This window comes from Streptomyces sp. PA03-3a (assembly GCF_033792735.1).
Taxonomy (GTDB): Bacteria; Actinomycetota; Actinomycetes; order Streptomycetales; family Streptomycetaceae; genus Actinacidiphila.
Map to the genome: position 1 here is coordinate 57,978 of NZ_JARAVM010000034.1, position 25,272 is coordinate 83,249.

General features: G+C 72.2%; 17 protein-coding genes. 6 read left to right on the forward strand and 11 right to left on the reverse strand.

Features of this window, described 5'->3' with window-relative positions; translation table 11 throughout:
* Positions 1-3: 3 nt before the first annotated feature.
* The 5 genes from PV342_RS32380 to PV342_RS32400 form a co-directional block, all read right to left on the reverse strand.
* A complete protein-coding gene (locus PV342_RS32380) occupies positions 4-261 on the reverse strand; it encodes an acyl carrier protein (protein WP_018563446.1) in 258 nt (85 codons plus the stop codon).
* Between the two features lie 28 nt (positions 262-289).
* Positions 290-1,510 carry a ketosynthase chain-length factor gene (locus tag PV342_RS32385; RefSeq protein WP_361000260.1) on the reverse strand — a complete coding sequence of 407 codons (1,221 nt, stop codon included), beginning with the start codon at positions 1,508-1,510 and terminating at the stop codon, positions 290-292.
* Complete coding sequence (locus PV342_RS32390; protein WP_329185630.1) at positions 1,507-2,775, reverse strand: beta-ketoacyl-[acyl-carrier-protein] synthase family protein; 1,269 nt, start codon at positions 2,773-2,775, stop codon at positions 1,507-1,509. Before PV342_RS32390 ends, PV342_RS32385 begins: the two co-directional genes overlap by 4 nt.
* On the reverse strand, positions 2,772-3,209 hold the full coding sequence (locus PV342_RS32395; RefSeq protein ID WP_018563449.1) for a cupin domain-containing protein: 438 nt from the start codon (positions 3,207-3,209) through the stop codon (positions 2,772-2,774). Before PV342_RS32395 ends, PV342_RS32390 begins: the two co-directional genes overlap by 4 nt.
* Before the next feature lie 81 nt (positions 3,210-3,290).
* Complete coding sequence (locus PV342_RS32400) at positions 3,291-4,391, reverse strand: SchA/CurD-like domain-containing protein (protein ID WP_354795694.1); 1,101 nt, start codon at positions 4,389-4,391, stop codon at positions 3,291-3,293.
* Positions 4,392-4,531: 140 nt separating this feature from the next.
* Here PV342_RS32400 and PV342_RS32405 point away from each other — a divergent pair, with 140 nt between their 5' ends.
* Positions 4,532-6,169: an FAD-dependent oxidoreductase gene (locus tag PV342_RS32405; RefSeq protein ID WP_500319768.1), complete on the forward strand. Its 1,638-nt coding sequence runs from the start codon at positions 4,532-4,534 to the stop codon at positions 6,167-6,169.
* Positions 6,170-6,331: 162 nt separating this feature from the next.
* Here the strand turns inward: PV342_RS32405 and PV342_RS32410 are convergent, their stop codons facing one another.
* From PV342_RS32410 to PV342_RS32430, 5 genes are all read right to left on the reverse strand, one after another.
* Complete coding sequence (locus tag PV342_RS32410; protein WP_500319770.1) at positions 6,332-7,279, reverse strand: scabin-related ADP-ribosyltransferase; 948 nt, start codon at positions 7,277-7,279, stop codon at positions 6,332-6,334.
* A gap of 290 nt (positions 7,280-7,569) precedes the next feature.
* The gene (locus tag PV342_RS32415) at positions 7,570-8,172 is read right to left on the reverse strand and encodes an ATP-binding protein (RefSeq protein WP_386995126.1); all 603 of its coding nucleotides are present in this window, start codon (positions 8,170-8,172) and stop codon (positions 7,570-7,572) included.
* A 149-nt stretch (positions 8,173-8,321) separates the two neighbouring features.
* Positions 8,322-9,089, reverse strand: coding sequence for an enoyl-CoA hydratase/isomerase family protein (locus tag PV342_RS32420; RefSeq protein WP_018563454.1), 768 nt, complete (start codon positions 9,087-9,089; stop codon positions 8,322-8,324).
* Between the two features lie 58 nt (positions 9,090-9,147).
* The gene (locus PV342_RS32425; RefSeq protein WP_018563455.1) at positions 9,148-10,326 is read right to left on the reverse strand and encodes a L,D-transpeptidase; all 1,179 of its coding nucleotides are present in this window, start codon (positions 10,324-10,326) and stop codon (positions 9,148-9,150) included.
* Positions 10,327-10,528: 202 nt separating this feature from the next.
* On the reverse strand, positions 10,529-11,665 hold the full coding sequence (locus PV342_RS32430) for a L,D-transpeptidase (RefSeq protein ID WP_400802498.1): 1,137 nt from the start codon (positions 11,663-11,665) through the stop codon (positions 10,529-10,531).
* A gap of 262 nt (positions 11,666-11,927) precedes the next feature.
* On the opposite strand from PV342_RS32430, the gene glgX reads away from it, so the two are divergent.
* The 5 genes from glgX to PV342_RS32455 all read left to right on the forward strand — a co-directional run bounded on the left by glgX (position 11,928) and on the right by PV342_RS32455 (position 22,302).
* Complete coding sequence (gene glgX, locus PV342_RS32435; RefSeq protein WP_500319773.1) at positions 11,928-14,210, forward strand: glycogen debranching protein GlgX; 2,283 nt, start codon at positions 11,928-11,930, stop codon at positions 14,208-14,210.
* A gap of 135 nt (positions 14,211-14,345) precedes the next feature.
* On the forward strand, positions 14,346-15,545 hold the full coding sequence (locus PV342_RS32440) for an MFS transporter (RefSeq protein ID WP_400802495.1): 1,200 nt from the start codon (positions 14,346-14,348) through the stop codon (positions 15,543-15,545).
* Between the two features lie 34 nt (positions 15,546-15,579).
* Positions 15,580-17,424: an ABC transporter ATP-binding protein gene (locus PV342_RS32445; RefSeq protein ID WP_500319775.1), complete on the forward strand. Its 1,845-nt coding sequence runs from the start codon at positions 15,580-15,582 to the stop codon at positions 17,422-17,424.
* Positions 17,421-19,307, forward strand: a complete 1,887-nt coding sequence (locus PV342_RS32450; RefSeq protein ID WP_500319777.1) for an ABC transporter ATP-binding protein — start codon at positions 17,421-17,423, stop codon at positions 19,305-19,307. The genes PV342_RS32445 and PV342_RS32450 overlap by 4 nt, the downstream gene beginning before the upstream one ends.
* A gap of 619 nt (positions 19,308-19,926) precedes the next feature.
* Complete coding sequence (locus PV342_RS32455) at positions 19,927-22,302, forward strand: M4 family metallopeptidase (protein ID WP_500319779.1); 2,376 nt, start codon at positions 19,927-19,929, stop codon at positions 22,300-22,302.
* An 84-nt stretch (positions 22,303-22,386) separates the two neighbouring features.
* Here PV342_RS32455 and glgP read toward each other — a convergent pair whose 3' ends face one another.
* Positions 22,387-25,023, reverse strand: a complete 2,637-nt coding sequence (gene glgP / locus PV342_RS32460) for an alpha-glucan family phosphorylase (RefSeq protein ID WP_400802238.1) — start codon at positions 25,021-25,023, stop codon at positions 22,387-22,389.
* Positions 25,024-25,272 lie beyond the last annotated feature (249 nt).

A 25,272-nucleotide genomic window follows, 5' to 3' on the forward strand; every position in this document is an offset into this window, starting at 1 on the left:
GGCTCAGACTCCTGCCTTCAGTGAGGTGTTGACGACGTCCATGAAGGCGCCGGGGGTCTTGCACGAGTCGGCGTCGCCGGCGATCGGGATGCCCCGGTCGTTCTCCAGGGCGCCGACGATGCCGAGCAGGCCGAGCGAGTCCAGGCCGTACTCGGCGAAAGGGGTCTCCGGGTGGCCGACGAGGAGGCCCGCCTCGACGGTGATGCCGGCACTGGACTTCATCAGGGCGGCGAGTTCGCCGTAGGTCAGTTCCTTGCTCATGGAAGAGCTCTCCTTCACAGCGCCTGCGCTACGCCCGTACGACCAAGGCCGAGTTGGAACCCATCAGGCCGCGGCTGAGCACCAGCGCGGTCCGCAGTTCCGCCGGCCGGGGCCGGCCGGTGACCAGGTCGAGGTCGTGGCAGGTGTCGGTGATGTTGGGGGTGGGGGGCACGACTGCGTGCCGCAGGGCGAACACGGCGGCGGCCACATCGAGCACCGGGGCGCCGCAGTAGGCGCGGCCGGTGCCGGTCTTGGGGGCGGTCACGGGGATCTTCGCGGCGCGCTTGCCGAACACGTCGGCCAGTGCCCCCGCCTCGGCGCGGTCCGCCTCCGGGGTGCCGAGCGCGTCCGCGAAGACGACATCGATGTCCCCGGGTGCGCACCCGGCCTCCGCGAGGGCGTCGCGGATGGCGCGGCCCAGTCCCTCACGGGACTCCGCCCAGCGCGAGGCCCCGGTGAAGGTGGCGCCGTGCCCCGCGATGACGGCCTGCACCTCGGCCCCGCGGCCGGCGGCGTGCCGGGGGTCCTCGACCACGAGCATCGCACCGCCCTCGGCGGGGGCGAAGCCGCGGGCGTGCCGGGTGAAGGGCAGATAGGCCCGTTCGGGGTCCTCCTCCAGGCTGAGTTCTTCGTATCCGAGCTGGCAGACACCCGAGTACGGCGCCAGCGGCGCCTCGGCGGCGCCGACGACGACGGCCCGGGTGCCGGTGCCGCGGGTGATGTTGCGGCAGGCGTGGGCGACGGCGTCGAGACCGCCGGCCTCGTCGCTGGCGACCACGCCGCAGGGGCCCTTGAAGCCGCCGCGGATCGAGATCTGTCCGGTGCTGGCGGCGTAGAACCACGCGATGGACTGGTACGGGCCGACGAAGCGCGGCCCCTTGCCCCACAGGTGCTGCAGTTCGCGCTGGCCGAACTCGCCGCCGCCGGAGCAGGCCGCGGTCACCACTCCGATGTCGAAGGGGGCCTCCTCGTCGAAACGCAGTCCCGAGTCGGCGAGTGCCTGGTCGGCGGCCGCCATCGCGAAGTGGGTGAACCGGTCGGTCTGCACCGTGTAGCGGTCCTCGACGACCTCTGACACGTCAAAGCCGCGGACCTCTCCCGCGATGCGAAGCGGCAGGTCCTGGCAGCCCTCGCGGGTGACCGCGTCGAGGACGGCGACGCCTTCCCTGGTCGCCTTCCAGAAGGCGTCGCCTCCGATGCCGTTCGGTGCGACGACGCCGATGCCGGTGACCACCGCTTGCGTGTTCATCGCTGGCTCCCCTCCGGTCGGTTGAGGACCACCGCGGACTGGAAGCCGCCGAACCCGCTGCCGACGGACAGCACGGTGCGCAGCTTCAGCTCACGGGCGGTGCGCGGGACGTAGTCCAGGTCGCACTCGGGGTCCGGGGTCTCGTAGTTGGCGGTCGGCGGCACCACGCCGTGGGCGAGGGCCAGGGTGCAGGCGGCGAGTTCGATGGCGCCGATCGCACCCAGGGAGTGGCCGACCATGGACTTGATGGAGCTCATGGGCGTGGAGTAGGCGTGTGCGCCCAGCGAGCGCTTGACCGCCGCGGTCTCGTGACGGTCGTTCTGCTTGGTGCCCGAGCCGTGCGCGTTGACGTAGTCGACGCCGGCCGGGTCGATCCTGGCGTGGTCCAGGGCCTGGTCGATGGCCTCGGACATCTCCAGGCCGTCGGTGGTGAGCCCGGTCATGTGGTAGGCGTTGCCGTACGTGGCGTAGCCACCGATCTCGCAGTAGATCCGTGCCCCGCGCGCCTTGGCGTGCTCCAGTTCCTCCAGGATGAGCACCGCGCCGCCCTCACCCATCACGAAGCCGTCTCGGCGGGCGTCGAAGGGCCGGGATGCGTGGGCCGGGTCGTCGTTGTTGGGGGAGGTGGCCTTGATGGCGTCGAAGCAGGCCACCGTGATGGGTGAGATCGGGGAGTCGGAAGCACCGGCGATGACGATGTCGGCGCGTCCCTCCTCGATGGTCTGGAACGCGTAGCCCACGGCGTCGAGGCCGGAGGTGCAGCCCGTGGAGACGGTCTGCACGGGGCCGCGGGCGCCGTGCCGTTCGGCTATTTCCGAGGCCAGCGCGCTGGGCGCGAACGCCCGGTGCAGATGCGCACCCGCCTTGCGGTGGTCGACGTCCCAGCGGGCGCCGCGTTCGCTGACGCGTATGTAGTCGTGTTCCAGCCGGGTGGTGCCTCCGACAGCGGTGCCGAGGGAGACCCCGACCCGCCAGGGGTCCTCCTCGTCCAGTTCCAGCCCGGCGTCGTGGACCGCCTCGGCGGCCGCGACGAGCGCGAACTGGACGTACCGGTCGGCGCGTTCCACGTCCCGCGGGGTCAGCCCGCAGGCCGCCGCGTCGAAGTCGACCTCAGCGGCGATGCGGGACCGGAAGCCCGTCGGGTCGAAGAGCGTGATCCCGCGGGTCGCCGTCCGGCCGGCGGTGAGCAGTTCCCAGAAAGCGGGGACCCCGACACCGCCGGGGGCGACGACACCGGCCCCGGTGACCGCCACCCGGCGGGTCATGACGCCGCGTCCTCGGTCTGCTCGGTGACCTCGGTGTCGACGTGTCCCAGCTCCGGGCGCGGAGCGAGCGGACCGAGGTGGAAGACGAGCCGGGCCTCGGTGTCGCCCACGTTGCGGAAGCGGTGGCGGACGTACGGCGGGATCATCAGGCCCTGCTCCGGGCGGAGCACGTGGGGCTCGCCGTCGAGGTCCACCTCCAGCGCACCGCAGACCACGTACACGAACTCCTCGGAGTACGGGTGGTAGTGCTCGCCGATCCGGTCACCGGGGTCCACGAGCGCCACGCCCATGAAGCCGCTGGTGGCGCCGCACGTGGTCGGGGTGAGCATCGCCCGCAGGTCGCCGCCGCGGCGGCGGTTGTGCGGGGTGTCCCCCAGGTTCACGATGGTCGGCGTGAACGGAACGTTCCGTTCGTCGGTCAGAAGATCATCCATGCTTGCCTCCTCCGGCGGGGGCCGGCCCGGGGCGCACCCCGGGCCGGCCGGTACCTGCCGGCTGCCAATCGCTCGGACGGGTCAGGACGTGGCCGCGCTGCGGTCGGTGACCATGCGCATGTCGCACTCGACGAGGAACCGCTTCAGGCCCTGCTCGTCCGCGAGGTCCCAGTCGGGACCGAGGTCGAGCAGCCTGGCGAGCACGCCGGCCTTGTGCTTGCCGGCGGCGCCCACGGCGACGAGCGGAACCTCCTCCACCGGGACCCGCAGGTCCACCAGTCGCACCACGATGTCCTCGCGGAGGTAGACGGTGCTGCGCGCGAGCGGCCCCTTCGGGACGTCCACGGCCTCCTCGTCCTGCTGCGCGAGCATCTTGGCGACGGCCGGGCCGGAGCCCGCCTTGGCCGGGTAGATCAGGGCGTGCCGGCTCAGGGATTCCGGCCGGTCGGCGCCCCTGGCGACGTGGTGTACGGCCGGGAGCGCGGCGCGGGCGAAGAACTCCCGTGCCGAGCCCGGGTCGTTGAGGTCCCGGTCCACCTCCAGGTAGGGGTTGATGGCTTCCTCGACCGCCCGCACCTCGGGCTGGCGGGCGACGTGACGCAGTGCCCTGGCCAGGTCTCCCTCCACCTCCACGGCGCGCACGACACGGTTGCCGTGCATGAACAGCGAGGTGCGGCGCAGCCGCGTGTTCTCGTCGACCACGGCCTGCGGCGAGGTGTAGCCGGACAGGATGTCCGCCACCTTCTGTTCGCTGCCGGGCTTCACGGTGAAGGTGATCGCGTGGCGGATGATCCCGTCCCCGACCCGCGGCACGGTCTGCATGCGACCGGACTCGTAGGAGGTACGGGTCTCCCGCAGCACCCCGAAGCGGAGCGAGCGGGTGTCCTTCACGCAGCCGTGCATCGGCTGCACCATCTCCAGATGGGTCGGGCTGTCCACCCAGGCGAGGAAGTGCAGCGCACTCTCCCACTCACTGGTGATCAGCCATTGCGAGGGATTTTCGATCGACTGGCACAACTGGTCGCTGACGTGTCCTGGCACGGCAGCCACGTGGCGGCACATCTGGTCATACGCATCAAGAAACCGCTGCTCGGCGCCGTCCTCGACTTCAAGCATGAGGACGACGCGCAGGCGATTGCCATCGAGCGCGGACTGCGAGACCTTTTCGGCCTGGGCCGGCATATTCCACCTCTTCCGAGAGCTAGCAACCCCCGAGGTCCGTCGTCCAACGATCGTGCTGTGGTGGCCCAACCGGTGCGAGATATGTGATCCAATTGGGTGACGGGCGAAAATACCCCCGGTAATCGGGCATCAAGGGAGCTATGACTCCACAGGCCGAAGACCGGGTTCCGGTCCTCATCGTGGGGGGCTCCCTCGTCGGGCTCTCCAGCTCGGTTTTCCTGGGCCGACTCGGCGTCCGGCACGTCCTCGTCGAGAAGCACCCGGGTACCTCCATCCACCCCCGTGGCCGCGGCAACAACCTGCGGACCATGGAGCTGTTCCGTACGGCGGGGGCCGAGCCGCTGATCCGGCGGGCCGCCTCCGTACTCGCCGACAACCACGGCATCCTGCAGGCCGAGTCGCTGACCTCGGACAACGCGGAGTGGCTGTTCCGGGAGATCGACCCGGGCGGCCGGCTGTCCGGCATCAGCCCCAGCGGCTGGTGCCTGTGCAGCCAGAACGACCTGGAGCCGGTGCTCCTGGACTACGCCCGCACGCTCGGCGGCGACCTGCGCTTCAGCACCGAGCTGGTCTCGTTCACCCAGGACGACGACGGTGTCACCTGCGAGCTGATGGACCGCGAGACCGGCGAGCGCAGCACCCTCAGGACCGACTACCTGGTCGCGGCCGACGGCCCGCGCAGCCCGGTGCGCAGCGCCCTGGGCATCGGCCACACCGGCCGCGGCGACCTGTTCGCCAACATCAGCGCGACCTTCCGCGCCAAGCGGCTGGCCGACGCGGTGGGCGACCGCTACTTCATCGCCTGCTACCTGACCAATCCGGACGCCGACGGTGTGCTGCTGCCCGTCGACAACCAGGAGAACTGGGTCTTCCACGCGCCCTGGCACCCCGAGCGGGGAGAGACGACGGAGGACTTCACCGACCAGCGGCTGGCCGCCCACATCCGTACCGCGGTGGGTGTGCCGGACCTGGAGATCGAGATCACCGGCCGGGCCCCCTGGCGGGCCGCGGAGCGGGTCGCCGACTCCTACGGGCGCGGGCGGGTGCTGATGGCCGGCGACTCGTGCCACGAGATGTCCCCCACCGGGGCCTTCGGCTCCAACACCGGTATCCAGGACGCCCACAACCTGGCGTGGAAACTCGCCGCGGTCACCGGCGGCTGGGCCGGGCCGGAGCTGCTGGAGACGTACGAGGCCGAGCGCCGCCCGGTCGCCGTGGCCACCAGCGAGCGGGCGTCGGCCCGTTCCGCCGAGCACGCCCACCCCGGTTACGCGCCGCCGGCCGGCGGCGGACCCCAGAAGGGCGTCCTGGTGGTCGCGCTGGGCTACCGCTACCCCGAGGGCGCGTTCCTCGGCGCGGACCCGGGGCGCCCGGTCGTGCCCGAGGACTTCCGCCCGGTCGCCGAACCCGGCGGCCGTTCCCCGCACGTGTGGGTGACCACCCGGGACGGCGAGCGCCGCTCCACGCTGGACCTGTACGAGCGCTCCATGGTGCTGCTCACCGGCGACGGTCCGAAGGGCACGGCCTGGCACGACGCGGCCCGCGCGGTCGCGGAGCGCCTCGGGGTACCGCTGGAGGCGTACCGGCTCGGCGAGTCCACCCAGGCCGACCTGGTGCCCGAGGCGGGCACGGACTGGACGGCGGTGCACGGCATGACGCCGAGCGGCGCGATCCTGGTCCGCCCCGACGGTTTCGTCGCCTGGCGGAGCCGTGACACCGTGGAGGACCCCGCGGCGACGCTGGAAGAGGTGCTCACCGCGGTGCTGCGCCTGAGCTGACCGTCGCCCCGCGGGCGGCACCGCGGGACGGTCGACCGGATGACGGCGGCCACCACGCTCATGGGAGCGCTGGTGGCCGCCGTTCGCGTTCACCCCGCCCCGCCCCGGGTGCGGTGACCGGCCGGGGCCGGTCACCGCACCCGCACGACGAGCAGGGCGCCGTCAGCCCACCGGGCCGTCCCCGGCCTCCACCGAGGACCGGGGCGCGCCCGGCTGTGCGGCGGGCGGTGTGCCCTGCTGGACGGCCGGCGGGGCGGCCGGACGTCCGGCCGGCGGCTTGCCCTGCTGGGCCGCCGGAGGCGCGGAGGGCCGGGCTGCCGGTGCTGTGCCCTGCGGGGCGGCCGGCGGGACGGAGGGCCGGGTGGAGGGCCGGGCTGCCGGTGGTGTGCCCTGCTGGACGGCCGGAGGGACGGAGGGCCGGACGGCCGGTGGCGTGCCCGGCTGGGCGGCGGACGGGGCGGCGGGCTCCTTCACCCCCGTCCAGTCGGGGGCGGGCCAGCCGCGCCACGGCGAGTACGCGGGGTTGGGCACGCACCGTGCCGTGACCTCGGCCTTGGTGGCCTTGTCCACCGGGCAGGCCTTCACGATGAACTGCCGGGCGATGCCCCCGGGGAAGACCACGCCCGTGCGGGCCGAGCGCAGCTCCCGGGTCCCGAGGGTCTCGTCGAGCTCGATGCCCCCGGGGGCGTCGATGTAGTAGTGGTAGGCGGTCGTCTGCTGCTTGAGGAACTCGCGGTCGTAGGTGGTGGTCACGAACGGCGAGGGCTGCTCCCGCCGGGCGTAGGCCTGCAGGTCGTACTCGCCGTCGCTCACGTCCTCGGGACGGAGCCCGTCCTTGAAGACGGACTCCGGCGGGCGCTCGTCCCCGCGGAAGAGGGCGTTGCAGTTGGAGCGCCAGGCCGGTTCGTCGGGCCTGATCCGGTCGAGGTCGACGCTGGTGTCCGCGGCGGCGTAGAGCCGGTCCGGGACGACGGGGCACCATTCGGGGACGGCCGGGTCACGTGGAAGACCCGGGGCGACGGCCGCGGCGGCCGTGCAGACGGGGAGTGCGAGCACCCCCAGCGAAAGGGCGGCGGCGCAGAGCCGGCGCAGTGTGCGCAGTGCGATCATATGCCCACGATCACCCCGGTATCGCCCGGCCGCCGGAATGGTCACCCTTGTCGGCGTGTCCCGCCGGAAGACGAAAGAGGCCCCTGCGCATCGTTGTGCGACGCTGCTGGGGCCTCTCGATTCGTCGTGGAGCCAGGGGGTGTGATCCACGACGCCATGGGACGACCGAGCCCGGGTCATGGGGGGTCGTTACTCCACAACTATACGAGACATCGCCGCCGAAACCTCACGATGTAGGAGTGAGGTGGGACACTGACCTTGCAAACGCAGGTCAGCTGTTCATTTGCCGTTCAGCGGTCCATGACCCGCATTTCAAACCAGGTGGTCTTGCCGCGCGGCAGCAGGTCCACGCCCCAGCGGTCGGCGAGCTTGTCGATCAGGAAGAGCCCCCGCCCGCTCACGTCCATCTCGCGCACCGGCATCAGACAGGGCAGCGCCCGGGACGGGTCGCGCACCTCCACCCGGATCCAGCCGCGGCGGCGCAGCATGCGCAGACCGAAGGTGCGGGCCCCCGTGTGACGCACGGCATTGCCCACGAGTTCGGAGACGAGTAACTCGACGACGTCGTCGAACTGGGGAAGGCCCCAGAGCCGCAGCACCGACCGGGCGAGCCGTCGGGCCGTGGCCGCGGACTCCGGGCGCGAGGAGAGCCGCACCTCGTCCACGGAGGGGTTCCCCAACAGATCGAGGGACGTCGCCGCCAGATCGTCGACCGCCGTGGGCGGCCACCCCGCCGCCGGTGCCGTTACCCGCTGCGGCTGCTCAGATGCTCCCTGCTGCCCCGCCATGCTCTCATGATGGCCGTACGCAACGGCGGTTCGGGGCGGATCGGGGGAATTGACGGGGCGGAACGCGTCATTCCGAGTTGCCGTACTGGCATATGTCAAGGGCAATGATGGATCTCACACGGCCCCTCTCACCTGCACGAAGAGCTCGTCCGAGACGAAAGGACGGCGAAATCGGCGCGGGCCGCCTTAAGGTCCTCTTAAGGTCGGCTTAAGGCGACCCGACGGGTGCCGACTGTCACTCAACCGGGTTGGTCCTAGCGGAACTTCGCCTTGCCCGGACCGTCCTCGACGAAGCTGCGCATGCCGGTCGTACGGTCCTCGGTGGCGAACAGCCCTGCGAACAGGTTGCGTTCGATGGTGAGGCCGGTCTCCAGATCGGTCTCCAGGCCGGCGTCCACCGCCTCCTTGGCCGCGCGCAGCGCCAGCGCCGGCCCGCGGGCCAGCCGCTCGGCCCAGGCGCGTGCCTGCGCGTACACCTCCCCGGCCGGGACCACCTTGTCCACCAGGCCGATGGTCAGGGCCTCGTCGGCCTTGACCATGCGGCCGGTGAAGATGAGGTCCTTCGCCTTGGCGGGGCCCACCAGGCGCGACAGTCGCTGAGTGCCGCCCGCGCCGGGAATGAGGCCGAGCAGGATCTCCGGCTGGCCGAGCTTGGCGTCGTCCGCGGCGATCCTGATGTCGGCGCAGAGCGCGAGTTCACAGCCGCCGCCGAGAGCGTAACCGGTCACGGCGGCCACCACCGGCTTGGGGATCCGGGCGACCGCCGTGAAGGAGTCCTGCAGTGCGCGGGCCCGCACGGCCATGGCCTCGTAGTCCATGACCTGCATCTCCTTGATGTCCGCGCCCGCCGCGAACACCTTCTCGCCGCCCCAGATCACGACGGCCCTCACGTCCTCGCGCCCGGACGCCTCCTCCGCGACCTCGCGGAGCCGGTCCTGGGTCGCGATGTCCAGGGCGTTCATCGGAGGGCGGTCCAGGCGGATGGTGCCGACACCCTCGTCGACCTCGAGATTAACTGTCATGGCCGACGAGGGTATCCGTGAACGCCCGTTTACGCTGCGACGTGCCTCACGGGGCGCGTCAGGAGGCGGGGGTCCACTGGCTCCACGGCAGGTTCCAGCCGTTGAGCCCGTTCCACCACTGCACGGTCTTGTCGTGGGAGTTCTTGACCTCCACGACGTCGCCGATCATCGAGTTGTTGTAGAACCACGACGACGGGGTGTTGCCGTTGCCGCCGCGCACGTCCCGCAGGCCCACACAGCCGTGGCTGACATTGGAGTTGCCGAACGTGCCGGGCGACGCCCAGTAGTTGCCGTGGATGAAGGTGCCCGAGGTGGTCAGCCGCTGGGCGTTCGGCACGTCCTTGATGTCGTACTCGCCGCCGAAGCCCACGGTGTCGCCGTTCATGCGGGTCACCTTGTACCGCTCGGTGATGACCATCTTGCCGTTGTAGGTCGTCGTGCCGGGCCCACCCGAGGTGATCGGTATGGTCTTCGTCAGCTTGCCGTCGCGGTAGACCTTCATCGTGTGCTTCGCGGCGTCCACGATGCTCACCTGGCTGCGGCCGATGGTGTAGTGCACGTCCTTGGACTGGGTGCCGTAGACGCCCTTCGCCGCCTCGACGCCGTTCAGCCGCAGGGACAGGGTGATCTTGGTGCCCTTGGCCCAGTACTTCTCGGGACGGAAGTCGACGCGCTGGTCGCCGTACCAGTGGCCGACGACGGGCACGGAGGGGTTCGCGGTCACCTTGATCGCGTCCTGGACCGCCTTCTTGTCGGTGATCGCCCGGTTGAACTTGAGCGAGACCGGCATGCCGACGCCGACCGTCTGGCCGTCCTCGGGGGTGAAGAAGCCGATGAAGGTGTCCTTCGGGGTGACCGTGGTGAAGCTCGCGTGCTTGGCCGACTCACGGCCGGCGCCGTCCTTGGCTATCGCGTCCACCGAGTACTTGGTGGAGGTGCCGAGCGTCTCGGTCGGCTCCCAGCTGGTGCCGTCGGTGGATATCTTGCCCTCGACCGGGTCGCCCTTGCCGCTCTTCACCACGACCGAGGTCAGCTTGCCCTTGCCGGCGGTGACCTTGAGGTCCCCCGTCGTGGCCACCTCGTCGGCGCCGTCCTCCGGCGCGATGGTGACGACGGCCTGCGACTCGGTCGTGTCGCCCTTGCCGCCCTGCGAGGCCGAGGCCCCCGGCTTGGCCTTGTCCCCGTCCTTGCTGTCGCCGCTGGCGCTGCCCCCGCACGCACTGACCAGGAGCAGCATCGCCCCCACCGCCAGGGCCAAGGTGGTCCGCCTCGCGCCCGGCGCGCCCTGTATCGCCTTCAACTGTCTTCTCCCCAAAACCGGCCCGTGGCCCCGTGGCCCAAGTGTGAGTCCCCCTCACCCTGCGCTTAGAGAACCACACGGAACCGGTGTTGGGGATCCCGGTATTGTCACCGTTCCGTCCCAGTCGCCGGGCCCGGCCTCAGGCGCCCGCCGCCCACTGTTCCCAGGCCATGTTCCAGCCGCCGAGACCGTTGTCGGGAGAGACGGTCCGGTCGTGGGAGTTGACGACGGTGATGAGGTCGCCGACGAGCGAGTGCGCGAAGAACCAGCCCGCCGGGGTGGCCGTGCCGCCGCCCTTCACGTCGAAGAGCCCGACGCAGCCGTGGCTGGTGTTCGCCGCCCCGAAGGTGCCGGGTGCCGCCCAGTAACTGCCGTGCACGAAGGTGCCGGAGCGGGTGAGCCGCATGGCGTGCGGGACGTCGGGGATGTCGTACTCGCCGCCGAAGCCCACCGTGTCCCCGTTCATCCGGGTCAGCCGGAGCTTCTCGGAGATGACCATCGAGCCGTTGTACGTCGGGTTGGACGGGGCGCCCGCCGAGATCGGCAGGACGCGCGTCACCTGCCCGCCGCGGCGCACCGTCAGGGTGTGCGCGGCGGCGTCCACGGTGCTCGTCTGGTCCCGTCCGATGTCGAAGGTGACGTCCTTGGACTGCACCCCGTAGACGCCGGGGGCGGTCTCGACGTCGCGCAGCCGCAGCGAGAGCGTCACCTTCGTGCCGGGACGCCAGCGCTCGCGGGGACGGAAGTCGAGGCGCCGGTCGCCGAACCAGTGCGGGGCGATCTCCACCGCGGGTGAGGAACCGACGCTGACGGCACGCTCGACCGCGTCGCGGTCGGCGACCGGCCGGTTGAAGTCCAGGGAGACGATCATGCCCGTGCCGACGGTCTGGCCGTCCTCGGGCGTGAAGTAGCCGATCAGGGTGTTCTTGGGGACGAGGGTGGTGAACACCGCGTGCTTGGCGGCGCGGCGACCGCCCGTGTCCTCGGCGACGGCGTCCACCGTGTACTTCTCCGAGAGCGACAGCCTCGACCGCGCGTGCCAGCGGGACCGGTCGGCGGTGAACACGCCCTCGACCGCCTCGCCGTCCCCGTCCTCGACGTGCACGGAGGTGAGCCGGCCGTCCTCGGCCTCGACCGTGAAGGGGTCGTCCGCCTCCACGTCACGCGCACCGTCCACCGGAGTGATCCTGATCCTCGCCTCGGACACCTTCGGGGTGTCGTCGGCCGGCGCACCGCTGTCCGCGGGCCCGAACCCGAGCCCGCACGCCGTCAGCATCCCCGCCAGCCACATGGCGGTGGCAAGCCCCGCCCCCGCGCGCAGAGCGCGCCGCACCGCAGTCGTCACGCTCGGTCAACGACCGGACGGCCCCGGGGAAACGTCCGCGATGCCCACGATCGATCACGCGTGTGACGCCTCGGGGTGAACGGGAAGGTAAAGCGGGAGGGCGCGACGCGCGCGCGGAGGGACACCGCGCCGCGCACGGGCACGGCCGGCGCCGGCCGGGTCCGGCGTCCCCCGAGCCGCAGGAGGCGAGCACGTGTCGGAGACGCGCGAGGACGAATCGGTCGGCCGGTCCGGAAAGCTGCGCCCGAACGGCCACCGGACCGCCCCTGTGGCCGTGCCGCTGCCGCGCCCGGAGACCGCCCCGGCGGTCCCCGGGCCCGCCGGGGCCGGGGACACCGTGGTGTGGCCGGGCAGCCCGCAGCCGCTGGGGGCACGCTTCCACACCGGCCCCGACGGACGCCCGGGCACCAACTTCGCCCTGTGGGCGGGCGGCGCCGAGTCGGTGGAGCTGTGCCTGTTCGACGACGAGGGGGCCGAGACCCGGGTCCCGCTGACCGAGCTGACCCATGAGATCTGGCACGGCTTCGTGCCCGGCGTGCTGCCCGGCCACCGCTACGGCTACCGGGTCGGCGGCCGCTGGGACCCGTGGACCGGTGCCCGCTGGAACCCGGCCAAGCTGCTGCTGGACCCGTACGCGCGGGCGGTCGACGGCGACTTCACGCTGCCCCCCGAGGTGTACGCCCACGTCCGCGACTGGCCGGAGCAGGCGGTCGCCGACACCGTGCGGGACAACCGCGACTCGGCCCCGTACGTGCCCAAGGGCGTCGTGGTGGACGACGACGACCCCTGGACGGACGACCGCCGGCCCAAGACGCCCTGGGCCGACTCCGTCATCTACGAGGTGCACGTCCGCGGCTTCACCATGCGCCACCCCGGCATCCCGCCCGAACTGAGGGGCACCTACGCCGGGCTGGCCCACCCGGCGGCGATCGAGTACCTCACCGGCCTCGGCGTGACGGCCGTCGAACTGCTGCCGGTGCACCAGTTCGCCCACGAGGACCATCTGCTCCGCCGCGGCCTGCGCAACTACTGGGGCTACAACTCGATCGGCTACTTCGCCCCGCACGCCGGCTACGCCGCCACCGGCACCCGCGGACAGCAGGTGGGCGAGTTCAAGCGGATGGTGCGGGCCCTGCACGACGCGGGGCTGGAGGTGATCCTCGACGTCGTCTACAACCACACCGCAGAGGGCAGCGAGTTCGGGCCCACCCTCTCCCTGCGCGGCATCGACAACCACGGCTACTACCGGCTGGCCGGCGACGCGCGCCGCTACGCCGACTACACCGGCTGCGGCAACACCCTCCACGTCGTCCAGCCCCAGGTGCTCCGGCTGATCACCGACTCGCTGCGCTACTGGGTGACCGAGATGGGCGTCGACGGCTTCCGCTTCGACCTCGCCGCGGCGCTCGCCCGGTCGATGCACGACGTCGACATGCTCTCCCCCTTCCTCGCCGTCATCGCCCAGGACCCGGTGCTGCGCCGGGTCAAGCTCATCGCCGAGCCCTGGGACGTCGGCTCCGGCGGCTACCAGGTCGGCGCCTTCCCGCCGCTGTGGACGGAGTGGAACGACCGCTACCGCGACACCGTCCGGGACTTCTGGCGCGGCAGCCGGCACGACGTGCGCGACCTGGGGTACCGGCTGTCCGGTTCCAGCGACCTGTACGCGTGGGGCGGGCGCCGTCCGTACGCCTCGGTCAACTTCATCACCGCCCACGACGGCTTCACCCTGCGTGACCTGGTGACCTACGAACACAAGCACAACGAGGCCAACGGCGAGGACAACCGCGACGGCACCAACGACAACCGGGCCTGGAACTGCGGCCACGAGGGCGAGACCGACGACCCGGCCGTGGGCGAGCTGCGCCGCCGCCAGCTGCGCAACATGCTCTCGACGCTGCTGCTGTCGACCGGCGTGCCGATGCTGGTGGCCGGGGACGAGACGGGCCGCACCCAGGGCGGCAACAACAACGCGTACTGCCAGGACAACGAGATCAGCTGGCTGGACTGGTCGCTGCCGGAGGATCCGGCCTGGGCCTCGCTGCGCGACCTGACCGCCCGGCTGATCGCACTGCGCCGGGCGCACCCCGTGCTGCGCCGGCGGGCCTTCTTCTCCGGCCGGCCGCAGTCCGCCGGGGGACTGCGGGACCTGGCCTGGTTCACCGCGCAGGGCCGGGAGATGACCGACGGCGACTGGTACGGCCCGACGTCCACGCTCGGGATGTACCTGTCGGGCGCCGACATCCCGCACCACGACGCACGCGGCCGTCCGGTGACCGACGACAGCTTCCTGGCCGTCCTCCACGCCTCCCACCGTCCCGTCCGCTTCACGCTGCCGGGCGGGCCGTGGGCCCGGGAGTACGAGCTGCTGCTCGACACCTCGCGGGAGGACCAGGCGGAACCGCCGGGCACCCGGCACCGCGGCGGGCGGGCGCTGACCGTGCCGGGCAGGACGGTGCTGCTGCTGCGCGCCGTCTGAGGGACGAGACGCGGCGGCAAAGGTGTGGACTCGGGCGATTGGTCCAGTCCACACTGGTCGGCCGTGACCTCCGCACCTCCGCCCTCGCCGCCGTGCGCCTCCGCCCTCGCCGCGCCGGCCGCCCCCCGGGACCCTTTGTGGTCACGGGGGTTCAGCCTGTACTTCACCGCCCGCAGCGTCGCCATGCTCGGCGACTCGATGCTGCCCGTCGCCCTGTCGGCGGGACTGCTCCAGCACGGGTACGGCGCCGGGGACATCGGCTACGCCATGGCCTCCTTCACCGCCTGCTTCGCCGGGCTGGTCGTCCTCGGCGGGGTGTTCGCCGACCGGTTCAGCGCCCGCGGCCTGATGATCGGGGCGGATCTGGCGCGGGTCGCCACGCAGTCGCTCGCCGCCTGGCTCTTCTTCTCGGGGCACGTCGTGCTCTGGCAGATCTGTGTGATCGGCGCGGTCAACGGCGTGGCGGGCGCCATGTTCCAGCCGGGGGTGGCCAGCACGGTGCCCCAGGTGGCCCGGGACGTCCAGGAGGCGAACGGGGTGGTGCGCACCGCCGAGTCGCTGATGGCGCTGGCCGGCCCGGCACTCGCCGGAGTGCTGGTGGCCTTCACCTCCGCGGGCGGGGTGTTCGCCGTGCACGCCGGCACCTACGCCGTGAGCGCCGTCTGCCTGCTGCTGCTCCGGCTGCCGGGGCGCACCGCCCGGCAGGCGCGGGACGCCGGCGCGCGCACCAGTTTCCGGGCCGATCTGGTGGAGGGGTGGCGGGAGTTCCGGGCCCGCACCTGGATGTGGTCGGTGATCGTCATCTGGATGGGCTTCATGATCCTCGTCATGGGCCCGGTGACCCCGCTGGCGGCCGGGGAGATCCTGCCCGAGCACGGCCCGAAGGCGTACGGCCTGGTCTCCTCCGCGCTGGGCGCCGGCACCGCGCTCGGCGGGCTGCTGGCGATACGGGTGCGGCCGGCCCGGCCGCTTAGGGGCGGGGCCGTGGCGCTGTTCGGGTTCGCGCTCTACCCGGCGGCGGTCGGCGCCGGGCTGCCGGTGCCCGCGGTCGCGGCGGCGGTGCTGGTCGCCGGGACGGCCTGGGCGTTCTGGAGTGTGATGTGGGCCACCAGCGTCCAGACCCAGGTGCCCGGCGAGATCCTCAACCGGATCCACGCGTACGAGGTCGCCGGATCGGTCGCCATGCTGCCCGTCGGCCAGGCCCTGGCGGGGCCGGCGGCGGGCCTCCTCGGCGCGCGCCCGGTGCTGCTCGCCGGGGGTGCGGTGACCTTGCTGGTGTGCGTGGCGCTGCTGGCGGTGCCCGCCGTGCGCGACCTCGTCCGAAAATCCGGGTGAGCGTTGTCGGCGGTCGCACGTACCCTCTGAAACGATGCCTGAGTCGACCAACCAACCCGAGCCCGACCGTTCCCGATCCGCGGTGCGCTCACTGCTGCGCCTGTGGCCGTACGTGAAGCCGGTCAGCCACCGGCTGTTCGGTTCCGCGGGTGTGGCCGTGGTCGCGTCCTGCCTGGCACTGCTGATCCCGCTGGTCCTGAAGTGGATCGTGGACGGTCCGGTCGCCCACCGCGACCCGTCCGGGGTGTGGCTCGGGGGTGGGCTGGTGCTGCTGCTCGGTCTCCTGGAGGCCGGGCTCTTCGGTGTTCGGCGCTGGCTGGTGGCGCGTCCCATGGCCGGGCTCGAGGCCACGATGCGGGCCGACCTGTACCACCGGCTGCAGCGCCTGCCGGTGTCCTTCCACGACCGCTGGGGCTCGGGCCAGCTGCTCTCCCGGGCCACGAACGACCTGCAGATCCTGCGGATGTTCCTGACCTTCCCGATGGTCTTCCTCGCGGTCAACACCGCCACCATCGTCGCGGGCTTCGCCATCCTGTTCGTGCAGCAGTGGTCGCTGGGGCTGATCCTGCTGGGCCCGGTCGTGCCGCTGGTGATCCTCTGCTCGTACTTCGAGGCGCGGTACCAGGTGGCCACCCGCACCGCGCAGGACCAGGTCGGCGATCTGACCACGCTGGTCGAGGAGTCGGTGCTCGGCATCCGCATCATCAAGGCCTTCGGCCGGCACCGCAGCCAGGCCGAGGCCTTCCACCGGCAGTCGCACGAACTGCGCGGCACCGAGCTGCGCAAGGCCCGGCTGCTGGCCGACCTGTGGATGGTCATCGTCGGCCTGCCGGACGTCGCGCTCGGCGCGGCGCTGGTCCTGGGCGTGGTGCAGGTCGCCGACGGCGACCTGTCGGCGGGCACCCTGGTCGCCTTCCTCTCCACGGCGCTCGCGCTGCGCTGGCCGGTGGAGTCGCTGGGCTGGCTGCTGTCCTTCAGCAATGAGGCGGCCACCGCCGCCGACCGCGTCTTCGAGGTCCTGGACACCGAGGTCCCGCCGGAGACCGGCACGGGCACGGTCACCGGCCCGGGCACCGCAGAGGAGGGGCAGCCCGCCGACGGCATCCGCTTCAGCGCCGTGCGCTTCCGCTACCCCGACGCCCCCGAGGGCACCCCCGACCTGCTCACCGGGGTCGACCTGCACATTCGCAGCGGCGAGACCGTGGCGCTGGTCGGCGCGACGGGCAGCGGCAAGACGAGCCTGACCTCGCTGATCCCGCGGTTGTACGAGCCGACCGGCGGCCGCGTCACGCTGGACGGCACCGACGCCGCACGGCTCACCCGCTCCGCGCTGCGCTCCCTGGTCGCGACGGCCTTCGAGGAGCCCACCCTGTTCTCCGCCAGCGTGCGGGAGAACGTGCTGATGGGCGCGCCCGGCGCCGGCGAGGCGGACCTGCTGCGGGCGCTGGAGATCGCCCAGTGCGACTTCGTCCACAAGCTCCCGCAGGGTGTGGACACCCAGGTCGGGGAGCAGGGCCTGAGCCTGTCCGGCGGTCAGCGGCAACGGCTCGCGCTGGCCCGCGCGGTCGTCGGCCGCCCCCGCTTCCTGGTGCTGGACGACCCCCTGTCCGCCCTCGACGTGCACACCGAGGCCCTCGTCGAGGCGGCGCTGCGCCAGGTGCTGTCCACCACGACGGCACTCGTGGTGGCCCACCGTCCCTCCACGGTGATGCTCGCCGACCGGGTGGCGCTGCTGTCGGAGGGCCGCGTCACCGCGGTCGGCACCCACCAGGAGCTGCTGACCTCCTCCGCGGCCTACCGCCGCCTGATGTTCGGCCAGGACGGGAGCACTCCGGCCGCGCCGGACCGCCCGCAATTCGAAGGGAGCAGCACCCGATGACCTCCGTCGCCCAGTCGCAGCCCGCCGAGAAGTCGGCCGACGAGGAGCCGGCGGGGCACCGGGAGTCCGGGGAGGCACGGGAGGGCCGGGAGGACGACGCTTTCGACCAGGACCGGCTCCCGGCGCCCGAAGGGGCGTCACGCGCGCTGCTGCGCGAACTGGTCGGCCCGCACCGGCGGCGCGTGTGGCTGGCGGCCGTACTCCTGCTGCTGCAGCAGGCGGCCGTGCAGGCGGGCCCGCTGATCGTGGCGGTGGCGATCGACCGGGCCATCCCGGCGCTGCGCCGCGACGACCACGGCCCGCTGATCGCGGTGGCCGTCGGCTACATCGGCTGCGCCGTGGCGGGCGGCCTGCTGCAGCGCGCGTTCATCCGGCAGGCCGGCCGAATCTGCCAGGACGTGCTGGTCGAGCTGCGCAGCCGGATCTTCCGGCACGCCCAGGCGCTCGGCCTGGACTTCCACGAGCGGTACACCTCGGGCCGGATCATCGCCCGCGCCACCTCCGACGTGGAGTCGATCCGGGAGCTGCTGACCGAGGGCCTGCAGGAGCTGCTGAACGTCGGGCTGTCGGTGCTCTACATCTCGGCGGTCCTGCTGTGGCTGGACTGGGGGCTCGGCCTGTTCGCGCTCGCCACCGCGGTGCCGCTGGTGGTGACCGTGCGGATCTTCAGGCGCCGGTCGGCCAAGGTCTACACGCTCCGCTCCGCGGCGATCGCCGCCGTCATCGTGCGCTTCACCGAGACGATGAACGGCATCCGGCCCGTGCAGGCCTTCCGCCGCGAGAAGGCGAACGACGAGGCCTTCGACGAGCTCAACGCCACCCACCGCAAGGCCAACGGCGACGCGATACTGGAGATGGGCCGCTTCACCGTCGGTTCCTGGCTGATCGCCAACACCTCGGTGGCGCTGGTGGTGGTGTGGGGCGCGTACCGCGTGGCCTCCGGCTCGCTCGCGCTGGGCGTCCTCGCCGCCTTCGTGCTCTACCTGCGGCGGCTGTACGCGCCGATCGACCCGCTCGGCATGTTCCTCAACTCCTACCAGTCGGCGGCCGCCTCGCTGGAGAAGATCGCCGGGCTGCTGGCCCAGCGGCCCTCGGTGCCCGAGCCGCAGACGCCGCGGACACTGCCGGCCACGGATGCGGACGTTCCCGGCCGCGAGGTCGTCTTCGATCAGGTCCGCTTCGCCTACCGCACGGGCGGCGAGGTGCTGCCCCGCTTCGGCCTGCGGCTGCCCGCCGGGCAGACGGTCGCCGTGGTCGGCGCCACCGGCGCGGGCAAGTCGACGCTGGCCAAGCTGCTGGCCCGGTTCTACGACCCGACCGACGGCCGGGTCACCCTGGACGGGGTGGACCTGCGCGACCTGGCCCTGCCCGAACTGCGCCGAGGGGTCGTCATGGTGACCCAGGAGGCGTTCCTCTTCTCCGGCACCGTCGCCGAGAACATCTCCATCGGCCGCCCGGAGGCCACCCGCGAGGAGATCGAGGCGGCCGCCAGGGCGATCGGCGCCCATGACTTCATCGCGGCGCTGCCCGAGGGCTACGACACCGACGTGCGCAAGCGCGGCGGCCGCATCTCGGCGGGCCAGCGCCAGTTGGTGGCCTTCGCCCGCGCCCTGCTCGCCGACCCGGCGGTGCTCATCCTGGACGAGGCGACCTCCTCGCTGGACGTGCCGGGCGAGCGCGCGGTGCAGCAGGCGATGCGCGAGGTGCTGCGCGGCCGCACGGCCGTGATCATCGCGCACCGCCTGTCGACGGTGGAGATCGCGGACCGGGTGCTGGTGATGGACCAGGGCCGCGTCGTGGAGGACGGCACCCCGGCCGAACTCATCTCCGGCGCGGGACGCTTCGCCGATCTGCACCAGGCCTGGCGCGACAGCCTCGTGTAGGGCCGGCGGCCGGTGGATGCCGCGCCGGTCGTCCGGCTGCGCGCCGTCTCGCGCCTTCGGGAGCAACCGGCCGGCTGCGGACGGGAGGGTGGCGGTCCGGGGCCGGTCGGCCGTGTGCGGGTCGGTGGGCGGCTCGGGTTCAGGCGCCGGAGCGGGGCCGGTGGTACGTACGGCTCCGGCCGACGGAAACCCGGCCTGCTCCGGCGCCCGAACAGCCACCACGCACCCACCCGCACACGGCCGAGGAGAGGCGCCCCACCCTCCCGTCCGCAGCCGCCGCCGTGCGCCCGAACGGCGCGAGACGAACCCGCGCCCGCCCACCGGCACCACCCCCACCCACCGGGACCGTTCGCCCCACCGTGTCCGGAATGCGAACCCGCCGTCCCCCTCAAAGGACGAATTCGGCCAACTTCTCGTCACGTACATGACACCAAGCGGTGAACAGTGGCACTCTTCCCCCGGTCGGCCGTCAGTACGCCCACACACCGCACCACTTCGTGCTGACGCACCGTCCGAACTCCGCACGTCCCACCCGCACGGCTAGTTCCGCCCGGGCAGCACACCCCGTCTGCCCGGCTGTCCCCGGCCGCCAACCGCGGCCGACGCAGTAGGAGTCCGAGTGAGACGATCCCCCCGCAAGGCTGTCGCGGCCGCCAGTGTGGTCGCCACCGCCGCATTCATCGCCGTCGGCATACCGGCCACGTCCGCGACGGCAAACGCCGCCCCCCACCCGAGCCAGCTCCGCACCGGAGCCCTCGAGGCGAAGCTCACCCCCGCCCAGCGCACGGCGCTGATCAAGAGCGCGAGCGACCGCACCGCGGTCACGGCCCGGTCGCTGGGTCTGGGCAGCAAGGAGAAGCTGGTCGTCAGGGACGTCGTCAAGGACGCCGACGGCACGCTGCACACCCGCTACGAGCGCACCTACGCCGGGCTCCCCGTGCTCGGCGGCGACCTCGTGGTGCACACGCCCGCCAAGGGCGCCGGCACGGTCGGCACGACGTTCAACACCAGCCAGAGGATCACGGTCGCCTCGACGACGCCAAAGGTCGTCGAGTCCGCCGCGACCACCGCCGCGCTGAAGGCCGCCAAGTCCCTGGACGCGAAGGCGCCCGTCGCCGACGACGCCCGCAAGGTGATCTGGGCCGGCCAGGGCACCCCGAAGCTCGCCTGGGAGACCGTGGTGAGCGGGCTGCAGGACGACGGCACGCCGAGCCGGCTGCACGTCGTCACCGACGCCGCGACCGGCAGGGAGCTCCACCGGTACCAGGACGTCAAGACCGGTACCGGCAACACCCAGTACAGCGGCCAGGTGTCGCTGACCACCACGCTGTCCGGTTCGACGTACCAGCTGAACGACACGACCCGCGGCGGCCACAAGACGTACAACCTCAACCGCGGCACCTCCGGCACCGGGACGCTGTTCACCGACGCCGACGACATCTGGGGCGACGGGACCGGCTCCAACACCCAGACCGCGGGCGCCGACGCCGCCTACGGCGCGCAGACGACCTGGGACTTCTACAAGAGCACCTTCGGCCGCAGCGGCATCCGCAACGACGGTGTCGCCGCGTACTCGCGGGTCCACTACAGCAGCGGCTACGTCAACGCCTTCTGGGACGACAGCTGCTTCTGCATGACCTACGGCGACGGCTCGGGCAACACCCACGCGCTGACCTCGCTGGACGTCGCGGGCCACGAGATGAGCCACGGCGTCACCTCCGCCACGGCGAACCTCAACTACTCCGGGGAGTCCGGCGGCCTGAACGAGGCGACCTCCGACATCTTCGGCACGGGCGTCGAGTTCTACGCGAACAACAGCAACGACATCGGTGACTACCTCATCGGTGAAGAGATCGACATCAACGGCAACGGCACCCCGCTGCGCTACCAGGACAAGCCGTCCCGCGACGGCACCTCGCCGGACAACTGGTACTCCGGCATCAGCAACCTGGACGTCCACTACTCCTCGGGCCCGGCGAACCACATGTTCTACCTGCTCTCCGAGGGCAGCGGCGCCAAGGTCATCAACGGCGTGAGCTACAACAGCCCGACCGCCGACGGCATCGCCGTCGCCGGCATCGGCCGCGCCGCCGCGCTGCAGATCTGGTACAAGGCGCTGACCTCGTACATGACGAGCAGCACCAACTACGCGGGCGCCCGCACCGCCGCCCTGAACGCCGCCCAGGCGCTGTACGGCGCCGGCTCCGCCCAGTACGCGGGCGTGCAGAACGCCTTCGCCGGCATCGGCGTCGGCAGCCACGCGCCCGTCTCGGGCGTCACGGTCACCAACCCGGGGAACCAGAGCAGCACCGTGGGCACCGCGGTCAGCCTGCAGATCCAGGCGAGCAGCACCAACAGCGGCGCGCTGAGCTACGCGGCGAGCGGCCTGCCCTCCGGCCTGTCGATCAACGCCTCCACGGGCCTGGTCTCCGGCACCCCGAGCACCGCGGGCACGTACACCACCACGGTCACGGTCACCGACTCCGCCGCGAAGACCGGCACCGCGTCCTTCACCTGGACCGTCACCGCACCCGGCAGCTGCGCCTCCGCCCAGCTGCTCGGCAACCCCGGCTTCGAGTCCGGCAGCGCCTCGTGGACGGCCTCCAGCGGCGTGATCACCAACTCCAGCAGCCAGGCCGCCCACGGCGGTTCGTACAAGGCGTGGCTGGACGGCTACGGCTCGACCCACACCGACACGCTCTCCCAGTCGGTGACCGTTCCGGCGGGCTGCAAGGCGACCTTCACCTTCTGGCTGCACATCGACTCCGCCGAGACGACCACCAGCACCCAGTACGACAAGCTGACGGTCACCGCCGGGTCGACCACCCTGGCCACCTACTCCAACCTCAACAAGGCCTCGGGCTACACCCAGAAGTCCTTCAGCCTGAACGCCTTCGCCGGCTCCACCGTCACCCTGAAGTTCACCGGCACCGAGGACTCCTCGCTGCAGACGAGCTTCGTGGTCGACGACACCGCGGTGAACACCAGCAGCTGACCCCCCTCGGCTGACCGCGCACGCCGGGCCCCGGCCGTCGTCAACGACGGCCGGGGCCCGGTCCCGTTCCCGCGGGCGTCCGGCTCAGCGCAGCACGCCCGCCGTCATCCCCGTCGCCTCGGGCGGCACGGCGATCAGCCCGAGCTCGGCGACCGAGGCGAGCAGCCGGTGCGTCGGCAGGACGCGGACGGTGTAGCCGAAGGGTCCGGTGCGGTCAAGGGCGAGCGGGCCCTCGAAGAGCCAGCGGCCCTCCAGGTCCGGCCGTCCGCCCGGCTTGAGGGAGACCACCGTCGGGTCGGCGATCCGGTCGGATTCGTCGACGCGCCCGGACACCACCTGGACGTCCACGTCCCCGGGCTCCAGGCCGCCGAGGGCCACCTGGACCCGCAGGGTGAGCGTGGTCCCGAGCTCCGGTGAGCCGCCGACCGAGGCACCGGTCTCCACGTGGTCGACGGCGACCATGGGCCACTGCTCGCGCACCCGCCGCTTCCACGCGGCGAGTTCGACGCACTCCCCGCCGCCCGCCAGGCGGTGGGCGCGCGCGGCGGGCGCGTACAGCCGGGTCACGTACTCGCGGACCATGCGCCCGGCGAGGACCTTCGGCCCCAGGGTGCTCAGGGTGTGCCGCACCATCTCGATCCAGCGGACCGGCAGACCCGACGCGCCACGGTCGTAGAACCGGGGGGCGACCTGGTTCTCGATCAGGTCGTACAGGGCTGCGGCCTCGATGTCGTCGCGGCGGTCGGGGTCGCCGGCCGCGCCGAAACCGTCGGCGGTGGGGATCGCCCACCCGTTGTTGCCGTCGAACCACTCCTCCCACCAGCCGTCCAGGACGGACAGGTTGAGGCACCCGTTGAGCGCGGCCTTCATGCCGGAGGTGCCGCACGCCTCCAGCGGCCGCAGCGGGTTGTTCAGCCAGACGTCGCACCCGGGGTAGAGGTGCTGGGCCATGGCCATGTCGTAGTCCGGCAGGAAGACGATGCGGTGCCGCACCCGGGGGTCGTCGGCGAAGCGCACCAGCTCCTGCACCAGCCGCTTGCCGCTGTCGTCGGCCGGGTGCGCCTTGCCGGCGACGACGATCTGGATCGGCCGGGCCGGGTGCAGCAGCAGCTCCATCAGACGGTCCTGGTCGCGCAGCATCAGGGTGAGCCGCTTGTACGACGGGACCCGGCGTGCGAAGCCGATGGTCAGCACGTCCGGGTCGAGGACGTCGTCGACCCAGCCCAGCTCGGCAGAGCCGGCGCCGCGCTGCCGCCAGGAGGCGCGGACCCTGCGGCGCACCTCCCGCACCAGTTGTTCGCGCAGCTCCCGGCGGAGCTCCCAGATCGTGGCGTCGGGGATCCGGAAGACGCTCTCCCAGGTGTCGGCGAGACCGGTGGTCATCGCGTCCTCGGCGTTCTGGGCGCCGGCCTGCCGGGCGCCGAGCCGGAACACCTCGGGCGCCACCCAGGTGGGGGCGTGCACGCCGTTGGTGATGGAGGTGATCGGCACCTCCTCCGGGTCGAAGCCCGGCCACAGTCCGGCGAACATCTCGCGGCTGACGCCGCCGTGCAGGGTGGACACGCCGTTGGCGCGCTGCGCGAGCCGCAGCCCCATCACGGCCATGTTGAAGACGTTGGGGTCGCCGCCGGAGTAGGTCTCCATCCCCAGCTCCAGCACCCGCTGGACGTCCACGCCGCGCAGCTCGCCCTCGTCGCCGAGGTGCCGGGCGACCAGTTCCCGGTCGAAGCGGTCGATGCCCGCCGGTACGGGGGTGTGGGTGGTGAAGACCGTGCCGGCCCGCACGGCCTCCAGTGCGGAGTCGAAATCCAGCCCTTCTCCGTCGGCCGCGAGCTCGCGGATGCGCTCCAGGCCGAGGAAGCCCGCGTGGCCCTCGTTGGTGTGGAAGACCTCGGGCGCCGGGTGCCCGGTCAGCGCGCAGTAGGTGCGTACGGCACGGACGCCGCCGATGCCGAGCAGCATCTCCTGGAGCAGCCGGTGCTCGCTGCCGCCGCCGTAGAGGCGGTCGGTGACGTCGCGTTCGTTGGGGTGGTTCTCCTCGACGTCGGAGTCGAGCAGCAGCAGCGGGACCCGGCCGACCCTCGCCAGCCACACGTGGGCGCGCAGGCTTCGGCCCCCTGGGAGGTCCAGGGTGACCAGGACGGGGCCGCCGTCCGCGTCCCGCAGCAGCGACAGCGGCAGCTCGTTCGGGTCGAGCACCGGGTAGTGCTCCTGCTGCCAGCCGTCCCGGGACAGGGACTGGCGGAAGTAGCCGTGCCGGTAGAGCAGGCCGACCCCGATCAGCGGCACGCCCAGGTCGCTGGCGGCCTTGAGGTGGTCGCCGGCCAGGATGCCGAGGCCGCCGGAGTACTGGGGCAGCGCGGCGGTGATCCCGAACTCGGGTGAGAAGTAGGCGATGGCGGAGGGGAGTTCCCCCTCCTCGGCGGCGCCCTGGTACCAGCGCGGATTGCCGAGGTAGTCGTGGAGGTCCTCGACGGCGGTGCCGAGCCGGCGGAGGAACCTGCGGTCCTTGGCGAGGGCGTTCAGCCGGTCCTTCGAGACGGCGCCGAGCAGCCGCACCGGGTCGCCGGCCGCGGCTCTCCAGCCCTCGGGGTCGACGGACTGGAACAGCTCACGGGTCTCGTTGTGCCAGGACCAGCGCAGATTCTGCGCGAGCTCCCCCAGGGGACGTAGTGGTTCGGGCAGGACGGTTCGCACGGTGAATCGACGAATAGCCTTCACATCTCCGACGGTAGCGGCATCTTTCGGTGCGGTGGTGACAACCGGGGACCCAACATCCCGAACCCGGGCGCCGCCACGCGGCACCCGTGCCCTGGCGTACGGGGACGTCACGGGCGTCCCGGGCCCCCCGCCCGCGGGCCCGCGGGCGCCTCGTCAGCGTGTCGGGCGGCGGCTACGACCACTGCGGCACGGCCGTCGGTCGCGGCGCACCAAGGGGGCTACGACGTACGGCCGGGACGGGGTCACGGG